Raw genomic sequence first — 24,697 nt, 5'->3', positions numbered from 1 at the left:
GTGATGTATGCCAGCAAAAGTAGTGGTGATAGGCAGCCTGAACATGGACCTGGTGACCCGGGCCTCGCGGTTGCCCCGTGGCGGTGAAACGCTGATCGGTGAGTCGTTCACCACGGTCCCCGGCGGCAAGGGCGCCAATCAGGCGGTGGCCGCGGCGCGCTTGGGCGCGCAGGTGTCGATGGTCGGTTGCGTGGGCAGCGACGCTTACGGTGAAGAATTACGCGGTGCCTTATGGGCTGACGGGATCGATTGTCAGGCGGTCAGCACGGTTGAAGGTGCCAGCGGCGTAGCGCTGATCGTGGTCGATGACAACAGCCAGAACGCGATCGTGATCGTTGCGGGTGCCAATGGCGCGTTGACGCCTCCAGTGATTGACCGTTTTGACGCGGTGTTGCAGGCCGCGGACGTGATCATCTGTCAGCTGGAAGTGCCGGATGCCACGGTCGGGCATGCGCTCAAGCGCGGCCGCGAACTGGGCAAAGTGGTGATTCTCAACCCAGCGCCGGCCAGCCGTCCGCTTCCGGCAGACTGGTATGCTGCCATCGATTACCTGATCCCCAACGAAAGCGAAGCTGCGGCGCTCAGCGGTTTGCCGGTCGATTCGCTGGCAACTGCCGAAATCGCAGCGACCCGACTGATTGCGATGGGAGCGGGCAAGGTCATCATCACCCTGGGCGCCCAAGGCTCGCTGTTTGCCAATGGCAAACACTTCGAACACTTCCCGGCGCAGAAGGTGCAGGCGGTCGATACCACGGCGGCGGGCGACACCTTTGTCGGTGGTTTCGCCGCGGCACTGGCGGCCGGAAAAGATGAAGCCGAAGCGATCCGTTTTGGCCAGGTGGCCGCCGCGTTGTCGGTGACCCGTGCCGGCGCGCAGCCCTCGATCCCGAATTTGTCCGATGTACAGGCCTTTACGACACCATGAAGAAAACACCTCTGCTCAACGTCGCGTTGTCGCGACTGATCGCTTCTTTGGGGCACGGCGACCTGGTCGTGATTGGCGATGCCGGCCTGCCGGTGCCGCCGGGCGTCGAACTGATCGACCTGGCCCTGACTCACGGAATCCCTGATTTCATCAGCACATTGAACGTCGTGCTCAGCGAAATGCAGGTTGAAAGCCACGTGTTGGCCGAGGAAATTCTGGTCAAGCAGCCGTCCGCAATGGTCACGCTGGACCACCTGAATACCGAAGGCGCGCTGGGTCAGCGTGAGCTGCTCAGTCATGAGCAGTTCAAGGTCATGACCCGACGGGCGCGGGCGATTGTTCGTACGGGCGAATGTCAGCCGTACTGCAACATCGTGTTGGTGGCTGGGGTCACGTTCTGATTCTAAGTTGTCTCTCTGCTTCCCACGCACAAGGAGTGCGCCATGCACCGCTATGCTCAGAAACTGCACCATCTGCTCTGGAGTCTGCTGCTTTTGTCCGTGATGACCGCAACAAGCGCCCAGGCGGCGGAAAAGATCAACTTGATTATCGACACCGATCCGGGCGCCGATGATGTGGTGGCCTTGCTGTTTGCCCTGGCCTCACCGGAAGAGCTGAACATCCTTGCGCTGACCACCGTCGCCGGCAACGTGCGTCTGGACAAGACGTCGCGCAATGCGCGGCTGGCCCGCGAGTGGGCCGGGCGCGAAGAGGTGCCGGTCTACGCGGGGGCACCCAAGCCGATGATGCGCACGCCGATCTACGCCGAGAACATTCATGGCAAGGAAGGCCTGTCGGGCGTCACCGTGCATGAGCCGAAGCAAGGCCTGGCCAAAGGCAACGCGGTCAATTACCTGATCGATACCTTGAAGTCCGCCAAGCCGCACAGCATCACCATCGCCATGCTCGGGCCGCAGACCAACCTGGCACTGGCGCTTATCCAGGAGCCGGAAATCGTTCAGGGCATCAAGGAGGTGGTGATCATGGGGGGTGCTCACTTCAATGGCGGCAACATCACGCCGGTGGCCGAATTCAACTTGTTCGCCGACCCGCAGGCCGCTGAAGTGGTGTTGAAAAGCGGCGTCAGACTGACCTATCTGCCGCTGGACGTGACGCACAAGATCCTCACCAGCGAAGCGCGCCTGAAGCAAATCGCCGCGCTGAGCAACAATGCCAGCAAACTGGTTGGCGATATTCTCAACGAATACGTCAAAGGTGACATGGAACACTACGGAATGTCGGGTGGTCCGGTGCATGACGCCACGGTCATTGCCTATTTGCTGAAGCCAGAGCTGTTCAGCGGTCGGTCTGTCAACGTGGTGGTGGATAGCCGCGATGGCCCGACGTTCGGGCAAACCATCGTCGATTGGTATGACGGCCTGAAAGCGCCGAAGAACGCGTTCTGGGTTGAAAGCGGCGACGCCCAGGGTTTCTTCGACCTGCTGGTCCAGCGTCTGGCGCGTCTGAAGTAAGCTTTACGCCCGCAGGTGCCAGCCTGCGGGTCTATTACTCCCTCTCGGTGTCTACCGCACCGCTGTAGTCGGCCGGGTACTTTTCGAACACCTGCGCGATGAAGGATTGCGCGGCTTCAGTGCCCAACTCCTTGACCAATAGATCGATACCAATGAGTGCCAACTCTTCCGGGCTGCCCGGGCTATAGGAGCTATGACCTTGCGGCCACTTGGCTTTGATGTCGGCGTCGATGCTTACGGTGGTCATGATGGCGCTCGTGAATTCGGGAAAGTCTGCGTGTGAGTTAACCATTTTGCAGAACGTTTGGCACTCCGACTTAGGCATGAGGGGAGGGCTATGCGACACTTGGTCTTTCATTGTTTTTCAAGGACCGTGCTGTGCAGATCGATTTGAACTCTCCTGACGGCTTGACCCTGGAGGCGGTGCGCCAGCTGCTAGCCTCGGCCAGCGATGATGAGCACACCCAGTTGCGGGTGACCAAGGGCGGCATTGCTTATATTTCATCTGGGGTTGTAGGTGGTACTGATATCGAGGGGCTGCTGTTCCGCCTGGAGACGTGGGCCAAGGGCTCAGGGTACGTAGGATTGGTTGCAGCCAGTGACGAGGTCTGGGTCATGCAGATTCTCAACGCGTTGAAAGAGAATTGGCCGACACCGTCGTTCGACTACATCGACATTTACTGAGTGCTGTTCATATCCAGTCACGATTGAGTCGTGAACGACTGGGGAGGGTCAGGCAAACTCGCCGATCGTCAGGATCGAAGGCAGGGTGAAAGCGCTGCCGGCGAAACCAAACGCCAAATTGGCGGTCGCACGATTTCAGCTAAACTATTGAAAAGGAGGCTTCATGCCTTGGAAGTTCGCGTCATTGGGTGCCTTGTTGGCCGCTAGTCTGCTGGCAGGTTGCAGCAACACGTCCACCGAGTCGGCAACAGACCCTGTTACGACGACTGATACGGGTCACAGCCGTTGCGAAGCAAAGGCTGCCGAATTCACCCTTGGCAAACAAGCGACGCCCGCACTGCTGGAACAGGCGCGCACTCGCGCAGGCGCGCAGAATGCCCGAATCCTCAAGCCTGACGATATGGTCACGCTGGAATACCGCTCTGATCGCCTGAACCTGAACACCGATGCCAATCTGGTGATCACACGCGTCAACTGCGGCTGACCGCGTCAAGCCTTTTGCTTCACCCATAAAAAACCCCGTCACATGGACGGGGTTTTTTTAGTGCGCCTGGAAATTACTCTGGGCGAACTTGAGCAGCTTGCATACCCTTTTGGCCTTTCTCAGCCACGAAGGAAACGGTCTGGCCTTCTTTCAGGCTTTTGAAACCGTCGCTTTCGATAGCTTTGAAGTGTACGAACAGGTCGTCACCGCCACCTTGAGGAGTGATGAAGCCGAAGCCTTTTTCATCGTTGAACCATTTAACGGTGCCGGTTTGGCGATTAGACATGGTGTATCTCCAAGAAACATATATTTTCAGTAGTACTGTGCTGCTCAGGCCAACTGGGCACACCGGGGTATCATAGTCGAAATGTTCGCTTTGGGAGCCCCCCGGACGTGCTGTTTGCCCTACCGTTGCGCTTTCTTTGTTGTCTGATATGGCTGGAAGCCCCGATTTACAAGGCTTCCAGTCAAAAGTAAAGACGATAAAAAAAGCTGTAAAACCTGCATAATTTGTACGAAAAAGCCCTTTTCAGGGGCTTTTCATCGGCTTTTGAGGCCTTCAAAGCGTCCTTTCGGGCTTATTTTTTTGCCTTATTATCCGCCTTGCACGACGAAATCTGGGTCAGTGCTTTTTGCTTCAACGCATCACTGGCCGTGTTGTCCATCAAGGACTGAATGTCGCTGGCCGGGTACGACTTGATGGCGTCCGCCCCGCAAGCACAGTGTGCTTTCGCCGCGGGTGCACCAATCTGCGGAGTAGCTGCCTGGGTGCACTGAGCCATGTATTTATCGCGCTCGCCCTTTGGCCAATCGGCATGGGCGGCCAGCGGCAGCAGCAGAAGGATGGGGGAGACGACGGCGAACAAACGATTCAGACGCATGCTGGGATGCTCCTTGTGGGTCAATGTCTTGGTATCTGAGAGGTAAAGCAGGATTCAAGTTCAGCACTCTGGCATAAATCAGGTGATTTGCCCCGCTGGAAAACCCGGCACCGCGACGACCGTTCATCTGTGCTAGCATGCCCCGCTCGGGTATTTGCAAGCTCCGGAGACCTTCAGTCCCGGTGGCGGCAGCAGTCCGAATAACCCTGATTTGAATCCCAGTCACTCTGGTTCGGTTTTCCGGTTGGCCGCAAGGCTCCTGCCGCTGTAAGGCAGGCGTTCGTTATTGAATGGCCTGGATCGGATCTTGTACTGGCTCATCCCAACCCACGTGACCTTTGGTAGGGGTCACCACTAGGAGAGGAGGCGCCATGCCAACTATTACTCTTCCCGATGGCAGTCAACGTTCATTCGATCACCCGGTTTCCGTAGCCGAGGTCGCCGCATCCATTGGTGCAGGTCTGGCCAAAGCCACCGTGGCCGGCAAGGTCAATGGCAAGCTGGTTGACGCCAGCGACACCATCGACAGCGATTCCACGCTGCAAATCATTACACCAAAGGACGAAGAGGGGCTGGAGATTATTCGCCACTCTTGCGCTCATTTGGTCGGCCACGCGGTCAAGCAGCTGTATCCGAACGCCAAGATGGTCATCGGTCCGGTCATCGACGAAGGCTTCTATTACGACATCGCCTTCGAACGTCCTTTTACTCCGGACGACCTGGCCGCCATCGAACAGCGCATGCAACAGCTGATCGAAAAAGATTACGACGTGATCAAGAAAGTCACTCCGCGCGCCGAAGTGATCGAAGTGTTCAAGGCTCGCGGCGAAGACTACAAGCTGCGCCTGGTCGAGGACATGCCGAACGAGCAGGCCATGGGCCTGTACTATCACGAAGAATACGTCGACATGTGCCGCGGTCCCCACGTGCCGAACACGCGTTTCCTGAAATCCTTCAAGCTGACCAAGTTGTCCGGCGCCTACTGGCGTGGCGATGCCAAGAACGAGCAATTGCAGCGCGTCTACGGCACCGCCTGGGCAGACAAGAAGCAGTTGGCGGCTTACATCCAGCGTATCGAAGAAGCTGAAAAGCGGGATCACCGTAAGATCGGCAAGCGCCTAGGGCTGTTCCACACCCAGGAAGAATCCCCAGGCATGGTGTTCTGGCACCCGAACGGCTGGACGCTGTATCAGGTACTCGAGCAATACATGCGCAAGGTTCAGCGCGACAACGGCTACCTGGAGATCAAGACTCCGCAGGTCGTTGACCGCAGCCTGTGGGAGAAATCCGGGCACTGGGCCAACTACGCCGACAACATGTTCACCACTCAGTCGGAAAACCGCGACTACGCCATCAAGCCGATGAATTGCCCGTGCCACGTGCAGGTATTCAATCAAGGCTTGAAGAGCTACCGCGAGTTGCCAATGCGTCTGGCCGAGTTCGGTGCGTGCCACCGTAACGAGCCATCGGGTGCGTTGCACGGCATCATGCGCGTCCGCGCATTCACTCAGGACGATGCCCACATCTTCTGTACTGAAGAGCAGATGCAAGCCGAATCTGCCGCCTTCATCAAGCTGACCATGGACGTTTACGCCGACTTCGGCTTCAAAGACGTCGTGATGAAGCTGTCCACTCGTCCGGAAAAACGCGTCGGTTCCGACGAATTGTGGGATCGCGCCGAAGCGGCATTGGCTGCAGCCCTTGATAGCGCTGGCCTGCCGTACGATCTGCAGCCGGGCGAAGGTGCGTTCTACGGTCCGAAGATCGAGTTCTCGTTGAAAGATTGCCTCGGCCGCGTCTGGCAGTGTGGTACTCTGCAGCTCGATTTTAACCTGCCTGTCCGTCTGGGAGCCGAATACGTCTCCGAAGACAACAGTCGCAAGCACCCGGTTATGTTGCACCGGGCGATCCTCGGGTCCTTCGAACGTTTCGTCGGAATCCTGATCGAGCACTACGAGGGTGCATTCCCTGCGTGGCTGGCTCCGACCCAGGCAGTGATCATGAACATCACTGACAAACAGGCCGATTTTGCCGCCGAGGTTGAAAAAACCCTCAATGAAAGCGGATTTCGTGCCAAGTCTGACTTGAGAAATGAAAAGATCGGCTTTAAAATCCGCGAGCATACTTTGCTCAAGGTTCCTTATCTCTTGGTTATCGGAGATCGGGAAGTCGAGATGCAGACTGTCGCTGTGCGTACTCGTGAAGGTGCTGACCTGGGCTCGATGCCCGTCGCCCAGTTCGCTGAGTTTCTCGCGCAAGCGGTTTCCCGGCGTGGTCGCCCAGATTCGGAGTAATTACTATTAAGCGTGAAATGAGACAAGATAAACGAGCTGCACCGAAAGCCCCGATCAACGAGAATATCTCGGCACGCGAGGTTCGGTTAATTGGGGCTGAAGGTGAACAGCTTGGGATTGTGTCAATTGAAGACGCGCTTCTTAAGGCTGAAGAGGCCAAACTGGATCTGGTGGAGATTTCCGCCGATGCAGTACCCCCTGTTTGCAAACTGATGGACTACGGCAAATCGATCTTCGAGAAGAAGAAGCAGGTTGCCGCGGCCAAGAAAAACCAGAAGCAGATTCAGGTTAAAGAAATCAAGTTTCGTCCAGGGACGGAGGAAGGGGATTACCAGGTAAAACTGCGCAACTTGGTACGTTTCCTGAGTGATGGGGACAGGGCCAAGGTATCTTTGCGATTCCGTGGCCGTGAGATGGCCCACCAGGAGCTGGGGATGGAACTCCTCAAGCGAGTTGAAGGTGACTTGCTCGAGTACGGTTCGGTCGAACAGCATCCTAAGATGGAAGGACGCCAGCTGATCATGGTCATCGCCCCGAAAAAGAAGAAGTAATCATCAGGGCACGGCAGGCCTTCTGATTATGTTTATCAACTGAATGCGGAGTACCGAACATGCCAAAAATGAAAACGAAAAGTGGTGCTGCTAAGCGGTTTTTGAAAACTGCTAACGGTATCAAGCACAAGCACGCTTTCAAGAGCCACATCCTGACTAAAATGTCGACCAAGCGTAAGCGTCAACTGCGCGGTAGCAGCTTGCTGGCACCGTGTGACGTTGCAAAAGTCGAGCGCATGCTGCGCCTTCGTTAATTTAGTCAAGAATAGAGGAAGTAACTCATGGCTCGTGTAAAGCGTGGCGTCATTGCCCGTAAACGTCACAAAAAAATTCTGAAACTTGCTAAAGGCTACTACGGCGCTCGCTCGCGCGTATTCCGTGTCGCCAAGCAAGCGGTAATCAAGGCAGGCCAATACGCCTACCGTGACCGTCGTCAGAAAAAACGTCAGTTCCGCGCTCTGTGGATCGCTCGTATCAACGCTGGTGCACGAATCAACGGTCTGTCCTACAGCCGTTTCATCGCCGGCCTGAAAAAAGCGTCCATCGAGATCGACCGTAAGGTTCTGGCTGATCTGGCAGTGAACGAAAAAGCGGCGTTTGCTGCGATTGTCGAGAAAGCTAAAGCCACCTTGGCTTAAGTACCCCCGACAGTCACCCGGCCTCACCTCTGTGGGGCCAGGTGTTAAACGTCATAAATAGGGGAAGAGCCTTCAAGCTCTTCCCCTATTTTGTATCTGGAGTCTGTACATGGAAAACCTGGACGCGCTCGTCTCTCAAGCACTAGAGGCTGTGCAAAGCGCTGAAGATATCAATGCCCTGGAACAAATCCGGGTTCACTACCTTGGCAAAAAGGGTGAATTGACTCAGGTGATGAAGACCCTGGGGAATTTGCCGGCTGAAGAGCGTCCGCAAGTCGGCGCCCTGATCAACGTTGCCAAGGAGCGTGTCACAGAGGTTCTCAATGCCCGCAAGGCACTGTTTGAAGAGGCCGATCTGGCCACCAAACTGTCTGCCGAGTCCATTGACGTAACCCTGCCTGGCCGCGGCCAGACCTCGGGTGGTCTGCATCCGGTTACGCGTACGCTGGAACGAATCGAACAGTTCTTCACCCACATCGGCTATGGCATTGCCGAAGGACCTGAGGTCGAAGACGATTATCACAACTTTGAAGCGCTCAACATCCCAGGCCATCACCCGGCCCGGTCGATGCACGACACCTTCTACTTCAACGCCAACATGTTGCTGCGCACCCATACCTCGCCGGTACAGGTCCGCACCATGGAATCGACCCAGCCGCCAATCCGCATTGTCTGCCCAGGCCGTGTGTACCGCAGCGACTCCGATATCACTCACTCGCCGATGTTCCACCAGGTTGAAGGCCTGCTGGTCGATCGCGATATCAACTTCGCCGACCTGAAAGGCACCATCGAAGAGTTCCTGCGCGTGTTCTTCGAGAAAGAACTGGCCGTGCGTTTCCGTCCTTCGTACTTTCCGTTCACCGAGCCCTCCGCTGAAGTCGATATGGAATGCGTGATGTGCAGCGGTAAAGGCTGCCGCGTCTGCAAACAGACTGGCTGGCTGGAAGTCATGGGCTGCGGCATGGTTCACCCGAACGTGCTGCGCATGTCGGGGATCGACCCGGAAGAGTTTTCGGGCTTTGCCTTCGGCATGGGCGTTGAACGTCTGGCCATGCTGCGTTACGGCGTGAACGACTTGCGTCTGTTCTTCGACAACGACTTGCGGTTCCTCGCGCAATTTCGCTAGTCGTAATGAATTCTTAGGAGAGCAGGATGAAATTCAGTGAACAATGGCTGCGTGGCTGGGTAAGCCCGCAGGTAAGTCGCGACGAGCTGGTTGCCCGTCTGTCGATGGCCGGTCTTGAGGTCGATAGCGTTACGCCGGCCGCCGGTGAATTCAGTGGCGTGATCGTGGGTGAGGTGCTGAGCACCGAGCAGCACCCGGACGCCGACAAGCTTCGCGTTTGCCAGGTCAGCAATGGCTCGGAGACCTTCCAGGTTGTGTGCGGTGCGCCAAATGTGCGCCCGGGCTTGAAGATCCCATTCGCCATGATCGGCGCCGAACTGCCGGGCGACTTCAAAATCAAGAAAGCCAAGCTGCGTGGCGTTGAGTCCAACGGCATGCTGTGCTCGCAAGCCGAGCTGCAAGTGGGCGAAGGCAACGATGGCCTGATGGAATTGCCGGCCGATGCGCCGGTTGGCCTGGACATTCGTGAATACCTGCACTTGGATGACGCCAGCATCGAGGTCGACCTGACCCCGAACCGTGGCGACTGCCTGTCCCTGGCTGGTCTGGCCCGTGAAGTCGGCGCGCTGTACGACGCCAACGTCACCCGCTTGGTTATCGCCGTCGTCCCCGCCGTGCACGATGAAGTGCGTTCGGTTGAAGTGCTGGCGCCTGCCGCTTGCCCGCGTTACCTGGGTCGCGTGATCCGTAACGTCGACCTGACCAAGCCGACGCCGCTTTGGATGATCGAACGTCTGCGTCGCGGCGACGTGCGCAGCATCGACGCCGCCGTCGACATCACCAACTACGTGATGCTGGAGCTGGGCCAACCGCTGCACGCCTTCGATCTCGCTGAAATCAACGGCGGCATCCGCGTGCGCATGGCCGAAGAGGGCGAGAAGCTGGTATTGCTCGACGGTCAGGAAGTCAGCCTGCGTAGCGATACCCTGGTAATCGCCGACCACACCCGCGCCCTGGCAATCGCTGGCGTCATGGGCGGCGAGCACAGCGGCGTCAATACCGCGACCACTCGCGACATCTTCCTTGAAAGCGCGTTCTTCGATCAGATCGCGGTCGCTGGCAAGGCCCGTTCATACGGCCTGCACACCGACGCCTCGCACCGCTACGAGCGCGGCGTGGATTGGCAACTGGCCCGTGAAGCCATGGAGCGCGCCACTGGCCTGCTGCTGGAAATCACTGGCGGCGAAGCCGGCCCGATCATCGAAACCGTCAGCGAACAACACCTGCCTTCGATTGCGCCAGTGACTCTGCGCGCCCAACGCATCACCCAGATGCTCGGCATGGAAATGGATTCGGCTGAAGTCGAGCGACTGCTCAGCGGCCTGGGTCTGAAGATTTCTGCCGATGGGGCAGGGCAGTGGCGCGTTGAAGTACCAAGCCATCGGTTCGACATCAGCCTCGAAGTTGACCTGATCGAAGAGCTGGCGCGTCTGTACGGCTACAATCGTCTGCCGGTTCGTTACCCGCAGGCCCGCCTGGCGCCGCAAGCCAAGGCTGAAGCGCGTAGCGATCTGCCTGAACTGCGTCGCCTGCTGGTGGCGCGTGGTTATCAGGAGGCGATTACTTACAGCTTCATCGATCCGAAACAGTTCGAGTTGTTTAATCCGGGCGTAGAGCCGCTGCTGCTGGCCAACCCAATCTCGAACGACATGGCTGCCATGCGCTCGTCCCTGTGGCCGGGTCTGGTCAAGTCGCTTCAGCACAACCTGAACCGTCAACAGGATCGCGTCCGTCTGTTCGAAAGCGGCCTGCGTTTTGTAGGTCAGCTGGATGGCTTGAAACAAGAGCCGATGCTGGCAGGTGTTGTTTGCGGCAGCCGTCTACCGGAAGGCTGGGCGCAGGGTCGCGATGTCGTGGATTTCTTCGACGTCAAAGCCGACGTGGAGGCCGTGTTAGGCTTCGCCGGTGCCTTGGATTCGTTCACATTTGTGCCGGGCAAACACCCTGCGCTGCACCCGGGTCAAACCGCGCGCATCGAACGCGAAGGTCGACTGGTGGGCTTCGTTGGCGCAATCCACCCTGAATTGTCGAAGGCCCTCGGTCTCGACCGTCCGGTCTTCGTTTTCGAGCTGGTTTTGGCCGAAGTGGCGTTGGGCAAAATGCCTAAATTCCAGGAGTTATCGCGCTTTCCTGAAGTGCGCCGTGACTTGGCGCTAATCGCTGAGAAAGACGTCGCAGCCAGCGCTGTACTGGACGTAATCCGTGAAAATGCAGGGGAATGGCTGACAGACCTCAGGCTATTTGACGTATATCAGGGTAAAGGCATTGATCCTGATAGAAAAAGCCTTGCAGTTGGCTTGACCTGGCAGCATCCATCGCGCACTCTTAATGACGATGAGGTGAATACCACGACGCAAAATATCCTCACCTCGCTCGAACAAAGGTTGAACGCCACGTTAAGGAAGTGACGTATGGGGGCTCTGACGAAAGCTGAGATGGCGGAACGTCTGTATGAGGAGCTGGGCCTGAATAAACGGGAGGCCAAGGAATTGGTCGAACTGTTTTTTGAAGAAATCAGGCACGCTCTCGAAGACAACGAACAGGTCAAATTGTCCGGTTTCGGCAATTTCGACCTTCGGGACAAACGCCAGCGGCCTGGCCGCAATCCGAAAACGGGTGAAGAAATCCCGATCACGGCTCGCCGTGTGGTCACCTTTCGTCCAGGGCAGAAGTTGAAGGCCCGAGTTGAGGCTTATGCTGGAACCAAGTCATAACGACGAGCTACCCGTCATCCCAGGCAAACGCTACTTCACCATCGGTGAAGTCAGCGAGCTGTGTGCGGTAAAACCGCATGTGCTGCGCTATTGGGAGCAGGAGTTTCCTCAACTCAATCCCGTCAAACGGCGCGGAAACCGCCGGTATTATCAGCGCCAAGACGTGCTGATGATCCGGCAGATCCGCGCGCTTCTTTACGATCAAGGATTCACCATCGGCGGCGCGCGCTTGCGTTTGTCCGGCGATGAAGCCAAAGACGACACCACACAATACAAACAAATGATTCGGCAGATGATTGCCGAATTGGAAGATGTGCTGGTGGTACTCAAGAAATAAATTCCTGCTTTTGAATACTTCCAGTTTTCAAAAGCTTGCGATATATTCTTGAGCGTTCTTCGAGATGAGAAACGAGTTCCACGCCTAGTCGGGGCGTAGCGCAGTCCGGTAGCGCACTAGCATGGGGTGCTAGGGGTCGAGTGTTCGAATCACTCCGTCCCGACCATATTTTTCAATGACTTAGCCCAGCTTTCGCGAGTTGGGCTTTTTCATGCGCAGGGAGTTTTGCGGGGGTTCATCCAATTTTCCTCCTCAAGATGGTCAGAGCCGGCCCGCGTGAATCCGTCGCTGACACTTTGTTTGCCGCCTCAATCAACTGCTCAAGCTCTGCGGTAGAATAGTGGCTCGTAACGCTGCCATTTTTGTGCCCCAGAAGCGCCTTTCGATCCTCCAGTGTCACGCCCGCTGCACGTAGCCTTCTGCCAAAGGTGTGTTTTAGGTCGTGAATCCTGATTGATCTGAATCCAGAGTGTGCCGGTGACTTGTGCTCAATTTCCCACTTCGCCGCCGCTCTCACCCTGGCCTTCTTCCACGCTGTGTCATTCATCCGGTGCATCGCGGTCGGACCACGTTCGTCCGGCTGCCCATACGGGAAGACATACTTCGAATGCAGCCCGCGCTGTCCATCGATTACCGACATCGCCACCTTGTTCAGCACAACCAGCCTTTCGTCGCCATTCTTCACGCCTGATTTTTCACTTCTCCCGCCAAAGTCAGCAGGTATCAGGAACACACTCGTTCCCAGTTCCGGCACCCGGATTTCCCAATCCCACTGAAGCTTGCAGACTTCCTGTTCTCGGCAACCCGTGTTCACTTTGTAGAGCGACATTCTCAACAGGTGGTCGGGGATTTCCGAAAACAGCATCGACTGCTCTGCCCAAGACATCGGGTAGGGCTTCCTGCTCGACTTCTTCTCCTCCAGCATCGAGATCATCGGCACGCTATCCAGCCACGGCCGTTTCTCAGCGTCTCGCCACTTCCTGTGGCACAGGTTCAAGATCCGAACGATTCGCTGTAAGGCGATGTTCACCGTCCGGTTCGAGACGCCTGGTTTCACCTTCCCCTTTTCGCTCTTCGTCGTCTGCCTGTCTCGCTTGAAAGCAGCTAGGGTTCCGTCATCTATATGGGTGATCGGCAGATCCCCGATGTACGGGTCCAACTGCTCAATGTGCGAGGCGGACAGGCCGATGGATGCCTGATCCTTGAACTCAACCAGGAAACGCGTCGCCGCCTCACGCCAAGTTCGCACCTGGCGCACGCCGTAGACCTTTTCCTGTCTGAGCTTTTCCAGCCGGTGAATCAGGTACTGCTCCGCTTCCTGCCTTTCGCTTGCTCCAGTGCTTTCCTGAAGTCGGTGACCTCTGACGACCTTGTCGATGTGCCAGATTCCGTTTCTCTCGTAGAGACCGGAGATCGTTTTTCGCGCCATTTATTACCTCCTTGGCGCCCACTGCGGGGCTGATTGTTGTCTTGATTGGCGGCCTTTTCAATCGACTTGCGGGCGACATAGGCGTCCGCCCACTCGTCCAGCTCATGCCGGTCGAAGGCAACACCTTGTTTTCCAATAGGGAATTCATGAATGTGCGGGCGTACCTCGGCGTCAAATACCGCACGACACATCCCCAGGTAGGCCGGCGCGTGCTTTGCTCGAATGAAGCGGGGGAGAAGTGCTAGATCCGCAGTCATTTTTCGCACCTCTCTCGATCGAAGTGGCTAGTAGACTTGGCCTCGAGTGTCGACTTCGCGGGGGCGTGACGTGTAGGAAATGCCTCTCCTTCCCACTTTCCTGGCTTACCGCGTATCGCACCGTGCCCCGCATAGCACTGTGGTTTCTTGCTGGCGAAGAGCGCCTCGCAAGCCTCGAACAGCGCCTTCTCCCCCTCGATAGCTGCCAGGTCTCTTCCTGCAATCGAGCCAACCTGAATCCAGCCCGATTTGTCGCGGCCGAAGTTTTCAGTCTTGAACAGCCGGTAACGGTTCCTGTGTCCAGTGTTGGGCGATGAGCTTTCCGTGTTTAGGTAGAAGTGGACTCCGTCCTGATGCACCTGCAGGATTGTTTTAGCCATTGTGTGCCTCTGGTTCACTGACCGAGCGAAGGCACGGGAGCTTGATGCCACAAGCCTTAGCTAGCTCCTGGAGGTCCCTAACGGTGGTCTGCTCGCGTTTCATTGCCATGCCTAGATCTATGAGGCGCTGGCCGAATTCCGCGAACTCGCTTGATTGGTTCGGTGTTTGAGCGGTCACTGCATTTCCTCTCGGTCAATGGATGCCTAAAAGGCAGTTTCTCCAAGGCGAGCAAAGGCCCGCCGCGTTGTTGGCTTTCGCAAAATTGGTGAAGGCTTTGGATTTGCCGTGAGGCAAAGGAGAAGTGATGGGAATTTAGCAAACGCTAAATAATTCGTCAATACAAATTGCTAAATGATATTTTGCTAATGCGTTGAGAGAGCGGCAGATGCGACGCGGTGCTGCTCGTAGTGGCGATTTAATGGTGCTAAATTTCGCTTCGGTGAGAACTAGCTAAGCCAGAAGAGGCCTTTCTAGGCTAGACCGACATCAGCCGAGCATAAATTGGGACATCAAGTGGAATTGAAGATGTGCGCGCGTCAAATTGCCAGTCTATTGCTGGCGACGTTTCTCTCGGGTTGTAGCAGTGCCCCAAAGGAAAAGACTGAATTTGAAAAGCAGCTAGACGCGGCGCCGATGCCCACCACTGAGGCTGATCGGTTGAATCAATGCAAAAATCTCAGCGACCTGCTTTTTTTTGAATTGCAGGATATTGCCGGCTTAAATGGGTCCTCTTCTGCTATCAAGCCTCATGACCCTTCGAAATCCTTAGCACTTAGCCGGCGCATGGATTCGATAAGCTGCACTAAAGCAGAAAGGCAAAACTGGCTCCAACGGCTTCAGCTTTAGCAGAATGGATGGCTGGATACGCTGATGAGGTGAAGGCGGGAAGGAATGTGCGGGAGATGTGCCAGGAGGCTGAAGAGGCATTTTACAAAGAGCTTTGAGGTGTCATCGTCCGTGAAGACAAATCCCTGAATCAGCATGTGGCGTTTTGCCTTTAACATTTTTGTAGAAGCTGTAGAATCGCGAAAATTTTTGTCATCACGACGTGCTAGGCTGCAAGGATGGCGCATGTTCAAACGATTGTATGCGGTGCGATTCGATCGGCCAGCTTCCGCGGGGCGTAATAAGGCTTGCATGATTGAATGCACCGATGAGGCCGACCAAAGGACTGACGTTATCGTGAAGTTCACAGGATGTGAAACTGGACCTACCGGGCTGATTCGTGAGTCGTTAGCTGCCTTTTTGGCTGCCGATTTAGGTCTGCCAATACCGGAACCCATCCTCGTCGAGATTCCGGAAGGTTTTACTGCAGGGCCTGACTTTCCAGAAGTGAATCATCTGGTAGGCAAAAGCTCCAAGTTCGCGTTTGGATCAACCGCCCTACCAGGTGGTTACACAATTTACGCGCCGACCCAGCCTCTACGTGGTCCAATAGTCCAACGTGCCGTGCATATCTTCATTTTTGACACTCTAATTGCGAACATCGATCGTGCACCCAGCAACCCTAACTGCTTGGTAAAAGGGGAGAATGCAATCATTATCGATCATGACCTCGCCTTTATTCTGGACGCTCTTTTCTGGAAAGAGCCCTGGAAGCTTGGTGGTGGAGATGAGTTGGCGGCACCGGAAAAACATATTTTCTGGACGCTCGCGAAAAATCACAGCTTCGATTTCGCCGAGCTGAAGGCTAGGCTGCAGGCAATCTCAGATGATCGATTGTCTGAATACGTTCAGGCCCTTCCCGATGAGTGGCAAGCCGGGAACAAATCGGCTCAGCGGATAGTCGAATACATAACGAAATTACGAGACAATGCAGATAGTGCTTTCTCTGAAATTCAGAGGGTTTTGCAATGAAATTTAAGAATTATGATTTCTCAATATTGAAATACGTACACGACCGTATCACCGGGGAGTTCATCAATATTGGCGCAGTTATATACTGCAAAGAAGACAAACTTCTTAAGTTGAAATGCAAGTCTAGAACGACGCGCATATCAGCGATATTCCCAGATCTTGATAGAACTCATTTAAAGTCCGTTCTGAAGCATATTTCAAATCGATTTAACGAAATAAATAATAGAATCAAAGAGGGTTTGGATTTCGAAGGTGATACACCTCTTTCAAGCTTCATAGCAGAAACACTTAAAAAAGACGACAGCGCCCTTCAGTGGAGCAACGTGTCGTCGGGTCTCTCGCTAGCACCTAGTTTAGAGTTAGATAAGATATTTGAACGATATGTTAGCTTTCACGATGCTCCTGAGGCTCGCGAAAGAAGGACTGAGCAAGACATCTGGCGAGACTTTGAAAAACACTTGAAGAGTTTTGTACCGACAGAAACATTTTCGCCCAAGAAAATATCCGTCCTTGATGATGAGCTCGAATTCAAACACGCATGGAAAAACGGTATATGGCACTGCGTTGAACCTGTTTCATTTGATTTGTCCGATGCTGACAATATGAAGGACAAAGCGCATCGCTGGCTGGGACAAATGACCAGCATTCAAAATAGCAGTGAAGAGTTTAAGCTGTATTTAATTGTCAGCAAACCTACAGAGCAAAAACTGGCAGGCGCATTTACTCAAGCACTGAGTATTTTACGAAAAATCCCAACCAACAAGAAAATTTTCTTAGAGGATGAAGTGGAGGAGTTGGCGCTTGAAATGAAGTCGAAATTTGACAGCCATATTCAAAGCCAAGTTTCTCACTAGAATATATCAGGCATAAAGCCAAACACATTTGGCTAATCCACGAAAAGCCCGGCCCAGCGCCGGGCATTTTCGTTCTGCGCGTTCACGAGTTTTTCACGGGCTGCAGCCTATGGTGATTTCAGCTCTTAATGAAACCTTTTAGCCTGCGCTCCCCACGTGGGCTTTTCGTTGTCTGCGATTTACTGATCGCTCCAATGTCTTCCCTGCGCTAGGCTTTCGACTCCTCGAATGGAGTCGAAGCGTATGCGTCCGGCCAAGTCATCTACCCAACCCCGCAACGCCAGGACATGGTGTGCACTTAAATTTAAGTGGGCACCAGTTCTAGCCTTTTAAGCGGGTATGTCATGCAGCCAACACGCCGTTCCTATTCCAAATTCTTCAAGGCCCAGGTCATTCAAGAGTGTGTCCAGCCCGGCGCTTCGATTGCCAGCGTCGCCCTCAGCCATAGTCTCAACGCAAACCTCGTCCACAAATGGATTCGAGTGCAAGCGCAGAAAAGCACGGCGCTTCAACCTGCATTCATCCAATTGCCCATGCAAACAACGGCGCACGTATCTTCATCGAATATCAGCGTTGAGATTCTGCACCCGCGCGGCACCGTCAAAGTGAACTGGCCAACCGATAGTGCTGCTGCCTGCGCCGCTTTCCTTCGAGACCTGTTGCGATGATCCGCATCGACGCCATCTGGCTCGCCACCGAACCCATGGACATGCGTGCCGGCACTGAAACGGCGCTGGCCAGGGTGATCGCGGCGTTCGGTGCGGCGAAGCCGCACTGTGCCTATCTGTTTGCCAATCGCCGCGCGACTCGGATGAAAGTGCTGGTACATGATGGAATCGGCGTTTGGCTGGCTGCACGTCGCTTGAACCAAGGCAAGTTTCACTGGCCAGGCATTCGACAAGGCAGCGAAATGCAGCTCGATACCGAACAACTTCAGGCCTTGGTGCTCGGCCTACCTTGGCAGCGTGTTGGCGCTGGCGGTGCAATCACGCTGCTTTAACAACTGTAATTGGCGTCTTGGCTTGCTGTCGCAAGTGGCCTGCTTTGGTAAAATCCACGGCATGACTTCCTCGCCCAATCTCGATCAAATGACTCCCGACCAACTGCGTGCATTCGCTACGCAGTTGCTGTCGCAGGTCGAGACCATGGGCAAGACGGTCGAAACAATGGGCAAGAAGATCAACCGCGATCAAACGGTGATCGAGAAACTGACCCACGAGATCGCACAGCTTAAGCGTTTGAAGTTTGCCAAGCGCAGCGAGCAGATGAATCCTGAGCAGGCGAGCCTGCTTGATGACCTGATCGATACCGATATCGCGGCGATTGAGGCCGAGCTTCAGGCCTTGCAAATAGCCCCAGCGGCGACCGAGAAAAAGCAAAAGCCCAAGCGCACGGCCTTGCCGGCAGAGTTTCCACGCACCTTGATCCATCACGAGCCGGACAACACCCACTGCCCATGCGGCTGCGCGCTCAAGCGTATCGGTGAAGATATCAGCGAAAAACTGGACTACACACCGGGCGTGTTTACCGTTGAACGCCATGTTCGTGGCAAGTGGGTTTGCGATAGCTGCGAAACGCTGATCCAGGCACCAGTGCCGGCGCAGGTTATCGACAAAGGCATCCCAACCGCCGGGTTGTTGGCCCATGTCATGATCGCGAAGTTCGCTGACCATCTTCCGCTTTACCGTCAGGAATTGATTTTTGGTCGTGCCGGCTTGGCGATTCCACGTTCAACTTTGGCTCAATGGGTTGGCGTTACGGGCGTGCAGTTGCAGCCACTGGTCGATGCCCTGCGTGACGTAGTGATCGGGCAGCAGGTTGTGCACGCGGATGAAACGCCCGTGCAGATGCTCGCTCCGGGCTCGAAAAAAACCCACCGTTCTTATGTTTGGGCTTACGCCACCAGCCAGTTCTGCGAAACAGCCGCTGTCGTCTACGACTTCAGCCCCAGCCGCGCCGGTGAGCATGCTCGCAACTTCCTGCAAGGTTGGAAAGGTAAGTTGGTCTGCGACGATTTTGGCGGTTACAAGGCCAGCTTCGAACTCGGCGTAACCGAGATCGGCTGCATGGCCCATGCCCGGCGCAAGTTCTTCGAACTGCACGCTACAAACAAGAGCCAGCTCGCCGAGCAGGCCCTGCGTTACATCCAGTTGCTGTACGAGATCGAGAGCGAAGTGCGTGACCTGGAGCCGAATTTACGGTGCCGAATACGGCAAGAAAAAGCCGTGCCGGTGATGGATATCCTGCATGCCTGGATGATCGCCCAGCGTGATCTTGTGCCCGAAGGTTCGGCCATCAGCAGAGCACTCGATTACAGCCTTAAACGCTGGGCAGCGCTGTCGCGCTACCTCAATGACGGGGCCGTACCCATTGATAATAATTGGGCGGAGAACCAGATCCGACCATGGGCTCTTGGACGCAAGAACTGGCTCTTCGCAGGGTCGCTACGCAGCGGAAAACGGGCGGCGGCGATCATGAGCTTGATCCAGTCTGCGCGGCTGAATGGTCATGATCCGTATGCCTATCTAAAGGATGTTCTCACGCGCCTGCCGACGCAGCGGGCGAGTGAAATCGAGCAGTTGCTTCCGCATAAGTGGCAGCCGGTTTAATCACGCAAGATGTGATGCCCGGACGCATACGTCGAAGCGATGCCTACACCTGAATACTCTCTCCCTGATGTTCTTGAATGCCTCTACCACAACCAGCTCGCCCTCGAGGCTGCGCTGATGGAGCTGACACTGCTTGTCGAGAATCAGGGCCATGTCCGGGCCGGCGACAACGTGCGCGGAGCCCTAGGGGCGATTGGTGAGATCGCCGGGCATATCAGGCAGGGTTTGGCCAGGCTCAAGCTTCAGAGTTGATCGTCGTAGCCAGGAGGAGGGCGGCCGCGATCTCGTCCATCGTCGCCTTGTCTCGCTCAAAGTAAGCGGCGCCCGCGTGCGTTATCGCAAGCTGATGGTCTCCAATCTCGACAACGTCCACCAAAGCAAAGAGCGAGATCAGGTCTAGCCCTTCGGCTCTGCCGATCTCTGTATCCCACGACTCATTTCCCTCTTTCAACATATCGGCAAAGTCTTTGGCCTCTTCGTGCGTGCCGAAGAGTTCGAGCATTTCTGTCGACGAAATTCTATTGAGATCGCGATACGCCACCGTCTCTGGGGATCCTGGACTCCCGAGATAAAAGGCATGCCTGTTTGTGAGAGCTTGAGTGTCCGGATGGTTGGGCCCGCGCCGAATTATCCAGGCGCCGTTCGGGCCCTTCGCGCTTACATGTGGAATGAGGACGTACTGCTTGATGGTGGGTTCGTCATCGAAAATATTGTAGGGCAGGGACGGCCGGCCCAAGCGTAAAGCGGTAGCGCCGCATCTCAATCTCCCACGATTGCTCTCGAATGTGTTCCAAATGCCAAGAGGTTTGAGCCTGGCCATCAATCGAATTATTGCCGGTACCAGCACCTGGGACTTTTTGCCCATATAGGGTGCGACTCGAATGAGCTTCCTATCCCGTTCGTTGACTTCATCTGCAGCTATCGGCTCAAGGTCCGCCGGGGTGAACTCTACGAACTCCCACTCAAGTAGGCCTTCTTTTTCTAGGGCCGCTAACGCCTTCAGACCCTCCGGTTCCATGTACAGCTGTTCCGGTCGTAATGGGATCGAGTCCGTCTCGCGCGCTGCGCGGCCGGCGCCGGTGACTGGCTTAATTGAATCTATAGCCGCTCTCCAGTTGCAGCCAGGCCCAGTCCAGATCGGGATTACGTCAGCGAATACCACTCCCGACGTGCTGCTTTCTGGCTTGCCGAAGTAATAACTAACGTACGGAACTGCGCCGAAGAACGTCCTCGTTATCGTCCGAGGCATAGGGTGATTCCCCTCGACAAGTCGATACTCAATGACGAGATCCAGGTCACCACAAAGCAGCGCGCCCCGGGCGTATGAGCCCACGACCCATAGCGAGGTGATCTCGACCTGGGATGTCACTGCTTTTTTGAAGAAGTCTTTGTGAGCGATGGTGCGGACGGATGCCTCGTCCAGCCGCTGGCAGATCCGCTCCAGCTTCTTGGTGAACGACTCGCGGGGATAACGCTTTTCGAGTGCGGCCATGCTCATATCTCTTCAGAAGGAAGAAGAGATCGAACGTATCACTCTGGGCAGCTAAACCACCATTAGCAACCAGTACAGGGAGCACATAGCCTGGCGGGTAAAATGTAGCGATCGACATGGCGTCGGGGAGGAGCAGGGCGAGTTGATTACGCTGGTCATTCACCTTAGGCATGGCCTTGGTCGGGACGGCGACTGTTCGCTGCTTGAAAAGCCGCGACACGAATATGTCATATTCGCCGTGTCGCGGAAAATGAAAATGGCCTAGCGCGAAGAGCTGCGTATAGGCCAGGATGATTAGGTCTCCAGCGACCGCATCATGTCCCGAAGGGTATCAATTGCCTTTCGTTGGCACTCATCATGGGATGCATATTGACCATCCTCCTCATGCCTTAGCTCCCTACCGTCGGTTGTTTTCACATGAAAGCGTACGCCGCGCGGGACCGGATTATCGCCATCGCCCCACTTGAATTCTATGCGGCCAGCTTCTTGATTTGGACCGGTCCAAGTGATGTTTCTTGGCCGGTCAACGGGCATATTCATCGCTCCTCCTTGATCCGGCCTCATGCCGGGCCATCAACCAATAGCCCATAAACTCGAATCTCGCCATCTGCCAAAGCCAGTGATGTGACGGATCAATATCAACGTTTTCGAATTCAAAGAGGATCCAGGGAAAGGCCTTTCGGGAACTGGTCGTAACCATCAAGTCGAATAGAGCGAAAAAGAGCTCTCATTATTGATCTAGACGCCTCCTGAACATGCGGAAAACCTCTTTCGAGCTGTCGCCACATCTCTCTCGCCAGAGGCCTCAGTTCGAGCCGGGCACCCACTCTCGCTGTATGGAGCCAAACCATTACCCCTGCGGCATCCTGCGGTCTACCTTCAGCCTGCAGGCTTCGAACAACGCCCTGTAGCTCAGCAGGTGTTTCCGGCCTGAGGGTGTGCGCGCCAATTGGATCGTTCAAAATGAACCCCGCTTCCTCAAGACGGTTTCTGGCATTCGCGGCCAGCGCCACGACCATACCGATTTCATCGGCGTCCATCTGACTGGGCTGAGCAGTAAAGAGGACATTTCTCTTTCCTGAATCCGAAGATATCGAGCTAGCTTCCATTTCGCGAGCAGACCCATTTTTCCTCCTTGGCAGAGTTAGTGACTGTTCCCTTCAACGATACCCTGCTCCGGCCAAGGTATATCAGTACATGCTCGGGCATTTGTAGAATTTGATCGCCGAGCTATCGAGCCGGGAGCCTAGGACGTAGAGAGTCTGAATCTGATTTTTTTGCGCAATGAAGCCCTCACATGAGAGGCCGCACGAGACATTCGCCGTGAAGCAAATGTTCTGCATGCTGAATTTGAAGAGGTCGTGCGGCCAGGTCAGACAGTCATATTTGCCACCGACAGGGCAGTGGACCTGTTCTAACCCACCAGACGCTACAATCGCCGATCCCGTCAGGCGATCGATTTCCCCGTATCCCCATGCAGCATGGCTCATCCCTGTAACGATCATCGAAAACATCCAGCGCAGAGTAGTCATCATCTTTCCATGATTTAGGTGGCAAGAGCCGACTCTATCAACTCAGTCCGCGGGCCTCAATGCTGCCGATAGGTCCGTAATAGCCGGATTCTTTGATGCGCTCGTTTGGCTATTACATTTTGCTAACTGGCGATAGACTGAGTGCTATTGCTGGCAGGTGGGCAGCACATGATCTGATCAAATTTGGCCTGCCTAGTATCGCGGGGCGAAAAGTGGACTTCCCTTCCGCCTGGTCAGCCGATCTATTCGACATGGGATCGCTTGGGAGGGCGTAAGTGTGAGCAAGCTACGAAAGCTCCGAGAATGGCTGACTATTGATGAAGCTGCCAAGCAGCTGTCAATCAGTTTAAGAGAAGAGGTTAACGAGGCTGACATATTGCGCTTGGCACTAGATGATCACTTGACTCTCTCTGTGTATTTTGTGAATCACGCGAGAGGTCGCCCAGCGAGAATCGAGCCATTAGCTAATCAGCCACCCATTCTGAAAGAGGCAGAAGATTTCCTCGCAGGACACGCCGATACGCTGTCAGGATCGCCAGAAGAGACAAAAAAATGGTTGAGCGATTTTGTTCGAAATTACCGGGGTGACCTCTTACCAAACGGAATAGAGGTTTTAGTTCTTGAAGGCGACGGGCAGAAGCCGGTGAGACTAGAAGGTGTGTGGGATTTGCTCATGTTGGGCGCGGAAAGATTGGATATTGAGCACGCGTACCAGAACCTCACTGGTGGTCCCGCAGTTGAATTGGTTTGCCTGGGAGGGCCACTCGTTTCCAGTCCAGACCGAGGACATATTTACCAATTGCTCGATAACTACAAAAGTAGCACCCGCCCCCTTAAACCAATGCCGCCATCGGTTAAGCCCCAAATTTCTAAAGGACAAAGAGAGGCTTTAGATCTCTTGAGCGCCATTTGTGGTCCTGTAACCACGCGAGCCCCCACGAATGTAATCGAAGATAATTGGGATTACGAGACTGTCTACTATCCTGCTTCTGGGCTTCCCGAAGGGCATGCCTTAGTTGTGCGAACTGCTGCACTGCGAGAGCTTGAGAAAAAGTTGTTGTCCGACGAAGAGGAGCCGGAAAAGCCCCTTCACCCCAGCGAGCGTAAAAGCGTCGCCCAGATAATAGCCGCGCTTGCAGCGATGGCTGGTCTTGATCTCTCAGCACCTTACGCCGCCGATGAAACTCTTAGAGCCTCTGCCGCAGTCAATGGCCTAGAACTTCCAGCTAGTCCTGAAACGGTGGCGAAGTTCTTCAAAGATGCCACAGCCCGAGGCGGCAAGGGCTGACCCCGACTTCCCCATTGGTGTTTCCCTCGACCCCAATAGAGCACAAGCCGCACGCCTGCTGACAAACTATATCTCGTCGCTCCACCAATCTCTATTAATCGTGGGATACAGAATTATGCTCACCACTTCTGCGCATATGCAGCCAGCCACGGAAACCGTTCGCCAGTTCGGCCCAGCCACTGCCTTCATTCGCTTCAGTGAGCAGCCAGCGATCACCGTCGGTGCTCGAAAATCTAAAAGCGTTTTAAAGACGATCCAACTTTCCCCGTCCTCCGCCACTGCAGATGTAGGCATGAATAGGAATCAGAGCCCCAGATCCTTTTCCAAGGCTCCCACGATCATGTCTTCTGCAAGATGCGTGAGAATATCAACTGGATCCTTGCTCAGAACGTCGTTCAGTGAAGCTGCGTAAATGGCTATGCGCGCTCTATGGTGATCAGTCACCGCGTCAGGGAAAGCCGCTTGAAGTGCGATGAATGAGATCAGCGCCTTTATTTGTGGGCTGATAGCGAGATCCGCGACTTGCTTTGCGAGTGCATTACCGTCCAGTACAACGGGGTTGTTAATTGCATCATTTAAGTCGGCACGAAACTGCGCGTTTTCAGATTCGAGATGTGAAATCCAGCTGGCGACGTCTGTGTGGTCGAAATCTCCACTGGTTCTCTCGGCCATTTCTTGGTCAAGGGCAACCGTCGCCTCAAGACGATCAATCAGCTCGGCGTTCACCGAGCGCCTCCCCTTGTCTGCTGATGCCTTTAAAGCCTCATACAAGGGGTAGGGGATACGGAACTGGGATCTATAAATTTCTTCGCTCATGTCACTAGCTTGACACTAAACATGATCACAAGTATAGTGACACGCAGTCACTAAAGGAGCTTTGTATGGGCCCGAT

At 55.1% G+C, this 24,697-nt stretch carries 29 protein-coding genes and 1 tRNA gene; 22 read left to right on the top strand and 8 right to left on the bottom strand.

The window, feature by feature from the left end; genetic code table 11:
- Window positions 1-7: 7 nt before the first annotated feature.
- From rbsK to ACYZT4_RS11250, 3 genes are read left to right on the top strand one after another with little or no spacing between them, the layout of a single operon-like run.
- Window positions 8-925, top strand: coding sequence for a ribokinase (rbsK, locus tag ACYZT4_RS11260; RefSeq protein ID WP_461987791.1), 918 nt, complete (start codon window positions 8-10; stop codon window positions 923-925).
- Window positions 922-1,326, top strand: coding sequence for a D-ribose pyranase (gene rbsD, locus ACYZT4_RS11255; RefSeq protein ID WP_461987789.1), 405 nt, complete (start codon window positions 922-924; stop codon window positions 1,324-1,326). The genes rbsK and rbsD overlap by 4 nt, the downstream gene beginning before the upstream one ends.
- A 42-nt stretch (window positions 1,327-1,368) precedes the next feature.
- On the top strand, window positions 1,369-2,397 hold the full coding sequence (locus ACYZT4_RS11250) for a nucleoside hydrolase (protein WP_461987787.1): 1,029 nt from the start codon (window positions 1,369-1,371) through the stop codon (window positions 2,395-2,397).
- A gap of 34 nt (window positions 2,398-2,431) precedes the next feature.
- Here ACYZT4_RS11250 and ACYZT4_RS11245 read toward each other — a convergent pair whose 3' ends face one another.
- Window positions 2,432-2,644 (bottom strand): hypothetical protein, encoded by a 213-nt coding sequence (locus ACYZT4_RS11245; protein ID WP_461987785.1) that lies wholly within the window; start codon window positions 2,642-2,644, stop codon window positions 2,432-2,434.
- 131 nt (window positions 2,645-2,775) lie between these two features.
- On the opposite strand from ACYZT4_RS11245, the gene ACYZT4_RS11240 reads away from it, so the two are divergent.
- A complete protein-coding gene (locus tag ACYZT4_RS11240; RefSeq protein WP_461987783.1) occupies window positions 2,776-3,081 on the top strand; it encodes a hypothetical protein in 306 nt (101 codons plus the stop codon).
- A 163-nt stretch (window positions 3,082-3,244) separates the two neighbouring features.
- Entirely contained in the window at window positions 3,245-3,565 is a 321-nt protein-coding gene (locus ACYZT4_RS11235; RefSeq protein ID WP_461987781.1) for an I78 family peptidase inhibitor, read from the top strand.
- 73 nt (window positions 3,566-3,638) lie between these two features.
- Here ACYZT4_RS11235 and ACYZT4_RS11230 read toward each other — a convergent pair whose 3' ends face one another.
- Window positions 3,639-3,851 carry a cold-shock protein gene (locus tag ACYZT4_RS11230; RefSeq protein ID WP_003179963.1) on the bottom strand — a complete coding sequence of 71 codons (213 nt, stop codon included), beginning with the start codon at window positions 3,849-3,851 and terminating at the stop codon, window positions 3,639-3,641.
- A 292-nt stretch (window positions 3,852-4,143) separates the two neighbouring features.
- Window positions 4,144-4,446: a hypothetical protein gene (locus ACYZT4_RS11225; RefSeq protein WP_461987779.1), complete on the bottom strand. Its 303-nt coding sequence runs from the start codon at window positions 4,444-4,446 to the stop codon at window positions 4,144-4,146.
- Window positions 4,447-4,817: 371 nt separating this feature from the next.
- On the opposite strand from ACYZT4_RS11225, the gene thrS reads away from it, so the two are divergent.
- The 9 genes from thrS (at window position 4,818) to ACYZT4_RS11180 (ending at window position 12,272) form a co-directional block, all read left to right on the top strand.
- Complete coding sequence (gene thrS, locus ACYZT4_RS11220) at window positions 4,818-6,740, top strand: threonine--tRNA ligase (protein WP_461987777.1); 1,923 nt, start codon at window positions 4,818-4,820, stop codon at window positions 6,738-6,740.
- Window positions 6,740-7,291 (top strand): translation initiation factor IF-3, encoded by a 552-nt coding sequence (gene infC / locus ACYZT4_RS11215; protein WP_176469887.1) that lies wholly within the window; start codon window positions 6,740-6,742, stop codon window positions 7,289-7,291. The genes thrS and infC overlap by 1 nt, the downstream gene beginning before the upstream one ends.
- A gap of 59 nt (window positions 7,292-7,350) precedes the next feature.
- Window positions 7,351-7,545 (top strand): 50S ribosomal protein L35, encoded by a 195-nt coding sequence (rpmI, locus tag ACYZT4_RS11210; protein WP_008145659.1) that lies wholly within the window; start codon window positions 7,351-7,353, stop codon window positions 7,543-7,545.
- A 27-nt stretch (window positions 7,546-7,572) separates the two neighbouring features.
- The gene (rplT, locus tag ACYZT4_RS11205) at window positions 7,573-7,929 is read left to right on the top strand and encodes a 50S ribosomal protein L20 (protein WP_007905879.1); all 357 of its coding nucleotides are present in this window, start codon (window positions 7,573-7,575) and stop codon (window positions 7,927-7,929) included.
- 109 nt (window positions 7,930-8,038) lie between these two features.
- On the top strand, window positions 8,039-9,055 hold the full coding sequence (pheS, locus tag ACYZT4_RS11200; RefSeq protein WP_461987775.1) for a phenylalanine--tRNA ligase subunit alpha: 1,017 nt from the start codon (window positions 8,039-8,041) through the stop codon (window positions 9,053-9,055).
- A gap of 26 nt (window positions 9,056-9,081) precedes the next feature.
- On the top strand, window positions 9,082-11,463 hold the full coding sequence (pheT, locus tag ACYZT4_RS11195; RefSeq protein ID WP_461987773.1) for a phenylalanine--tRNA ligase subunit beta: 2,382 nt from the start codon (window positions 9,082-9,084) through the stop codon (window positions 11,461-11,463).
- A gap of 3 nt (window positions 11,464-11,466) precedes the next feature.
- Window positions 11,467-11,769 (top strand): integration host factor subunit alpha, encoded by a 303-nt coding sequence (gene ihfA, locus ACYZT4_RS11190; protein WP_002553164.1) that lies wholly within the window; start codon window positions 11,467-11,469, stop codon window positions 11,767-11,769.
- Complete coding sequence (locus ACYZT4_RS11185; protein WP_003179985.1) at window positions 11,750-12,106, top strand: MerR family transcriptional regulator; 357 nt, start codon at window positions 11,750-11,752, stop codon at window positions 12,104-12,106. The genes ihfA and ACYZT4_RS11185 overlap by 20 nt, the downstream gene beginning before the upstream one ends.
- A gap of 89 nt (window positions 12,107-12,195) precedes the next feature.
- Window positions 12,196-12,272 (top strand) — tRNA-Pro (locus ACYZT4_RS11180).
- Between the two features lie 69 nt (window positions 12,273-12,341).
- Here ACYZT4_RS11180 and ACYZT4_RS11175 read toward each other — a convergent pair.
- The gene (locus ACYZT4_RS11175; RefSeq protein WP_461987771.1) at window positions 12,342-13,535 is read right to left on the bottom strand and encodes a tyrosine-type recombinase/integrase; all 1,194 of its coding nucleotides are present in this window, start codon (window positions 13,533-13,535) and stop codon (window positions 12,342-12,344) included.
- A 253-nt stretch (window positions 13,536-13,788) separates the two neighbouring features.
- Entirely contained in the window at window positions 13,789-14,172 is a 384-nt protein-coding gene (locus ACYZT4_RS11170; RefSeq protein WP_461987770.1) for a hypothetical protein, read from the bottom strand.
- A gap of 526 nt (window positions 14,173-14,698) precedes the next feature.
- Here ACYZT4_RS11170 and ACYZT4_RS11165 point away from each other — a divergent pair.
- From ACYZT4_RS11165 to ACYZT4_RS11135, 7 genes are all read left to right on the top strand, one after another.
- Window positions 14,699-15,019 carry a hypothetical protein gene (locus ACYZT4_RS11165; RefSeq protein WP_461987768.1) on the top strand — a complete coding sequence of 107 codons (321 nt, stop codon included), beginning with the start codon at window positions 14,699-14,701 and terminating at the stop codon, window positions 15,017-15,019.
- A 225-nt stretch (window positions 15,020-15,244) separates the two neighbouring features.
- A complete protein-coding gene (locus tag ACYZT4_RS11160) occupies window positions 15,245-16,030 on the top strand; it encodes a HipA family kinase (protein ID WP_461987766.1) in 786 nt (261 codons plus the stop codon).
- Window positions 16,027-16,884, top strand: coding sequence for a DUF3037 domain-containing protein (locus tag ACYZT4_RS11155; RefSeq protein ID WP_461987764.1), 858 nt, complete (start codon window positions 16,027-16,029; stop codon window positions 16,882-16,884). The genes ACYZT4_RS11160 and ACYZT4_RS11155 overlap by 4 nt, the downstream gene beginning before the upstream one ends.
- A gap of 344 nt (window positions 16,885-17,228) precedes the next feature.
- On the top strand, window positions 17,229-17,552 hold the full coding sequence (gene tnpA / locus ACYZT4_RS11150; protein WP_461987762.1) for an IS66-like element accessory protein TnpA: 324 nt from the start codon (window positions 17,229-17,231) through the stop codon (window positions 17,550-17,552).
- Window positions 17,549-17,884, top strand: coding sequence for an IS66 family insertion sequence element accessory protein TnpB (gene tnpB / locus ACYZT4_RS11145; RefSeq protein WP_461987760.1), 336 nt, complete (start codon window positions 17,549-17,551; stop codon window positions 17,882-17,884). The genes tnpA and tnpB overlap by 4 nt, the downstream gene beginning before the upstream one ends.
- A gap of 61 nt (window positions 17,885-17,945) precedes the next feature.
- The gene (gene tnpC, locus ACYZT4_RS11140; protein ID WP_461988656.1) at window positions 17,946-19,493 is read left to right on the top strand and encodes an IS66 family transposase; all 1,548 of its coding nucleotides are present in this window, start codon (window positions 17,946-17,948) and stop codon (window positions 19,491-19,493) included.
- Window positions 19,494-19,532: 39 nt separating this feature from the next.
- Window positions 19,533-19,745, top strand: a complete 213-nt coding sequence (locus ACYZT4_RS11135; RefSeq protein WP_461987759.1) for a hypothetical protein — start codon at window positions 19,533-19,535, stop codon at window positions 19,743-19,745.
- Here ACYZT4_RS11135 and ACYZT4_RS11130 read toward each other — a convergent pair.
- Window positions 19,729-20,985: a hypothetical protein gene (locus ACYZT4_RS11130; protein WP_461987758.1), complete on the bottom strand. Its 1,257-nt coding sequence runs from the start codon at window positions 20,983-20,985 to the stop codon at window positions 19,729-19,731. The genes ACYZT4_RS11135 and ACYZT4_RS11130 overlap by 17 nt on opposite strands.
- Before the next feature lie 294 nt (window positions 20,986-21,279).
- Window positions 21,280-21,525: a hypothetical protein gene (locus tag ACYZT4_RS11125; RefSeq protein ID WP_461987757.1), complete on the bottom strand. Its 246-nt coding sequence runs from the start codon at window positions 21,523-21,525 to the stop codon at window positions 21,280-21,282.
- Between the two features lie 1,269 nt (window positions 21,526-22,794).
- On the opposite strand from ACYZT4_RS11125, the gene ACYZT4_RS11120 reads away from it, so the two are divergent.
- Complete coding sequence (locus ACYZT4_RS11120) at window positions 22,795-23,805, top strand: hypothetical protein (protein ID WP_461987755.1); 1,011 nt, start codon at window positions 22,795-22,797, stop codon at window positions 23,803-23,805.
- A gap of 303 nt (window positions 23,806-24,108) precedes the next feature.
- Here ACYZT4_RS11120 and ACYZT4_RS11115 read toward each other — a convergent pair whose 3' ends face one another.
- Window positions 24,109-24,621 (bottom strand): Arc family DNA-binding protein, encoded by a 513-nt coding sequence (locus ACYZT4_RS11115; RefSeq protein WP_461987753.1) that lies wholly within the window; start codon window positions 24,619-24,621, stop codon window positions 24,109-24,111.
- Between the last annotated feature and the right edge of the window lie 76 nt (window positions 24,622-24,697).

Source organism: Pseudomonas sp. GB2N2 (assembly GCF_054897705.1).
Note: the sequence above shows the minus strand (reverse complement) of the source record. Positions and strands in the feature narration are given on the sequence as shown.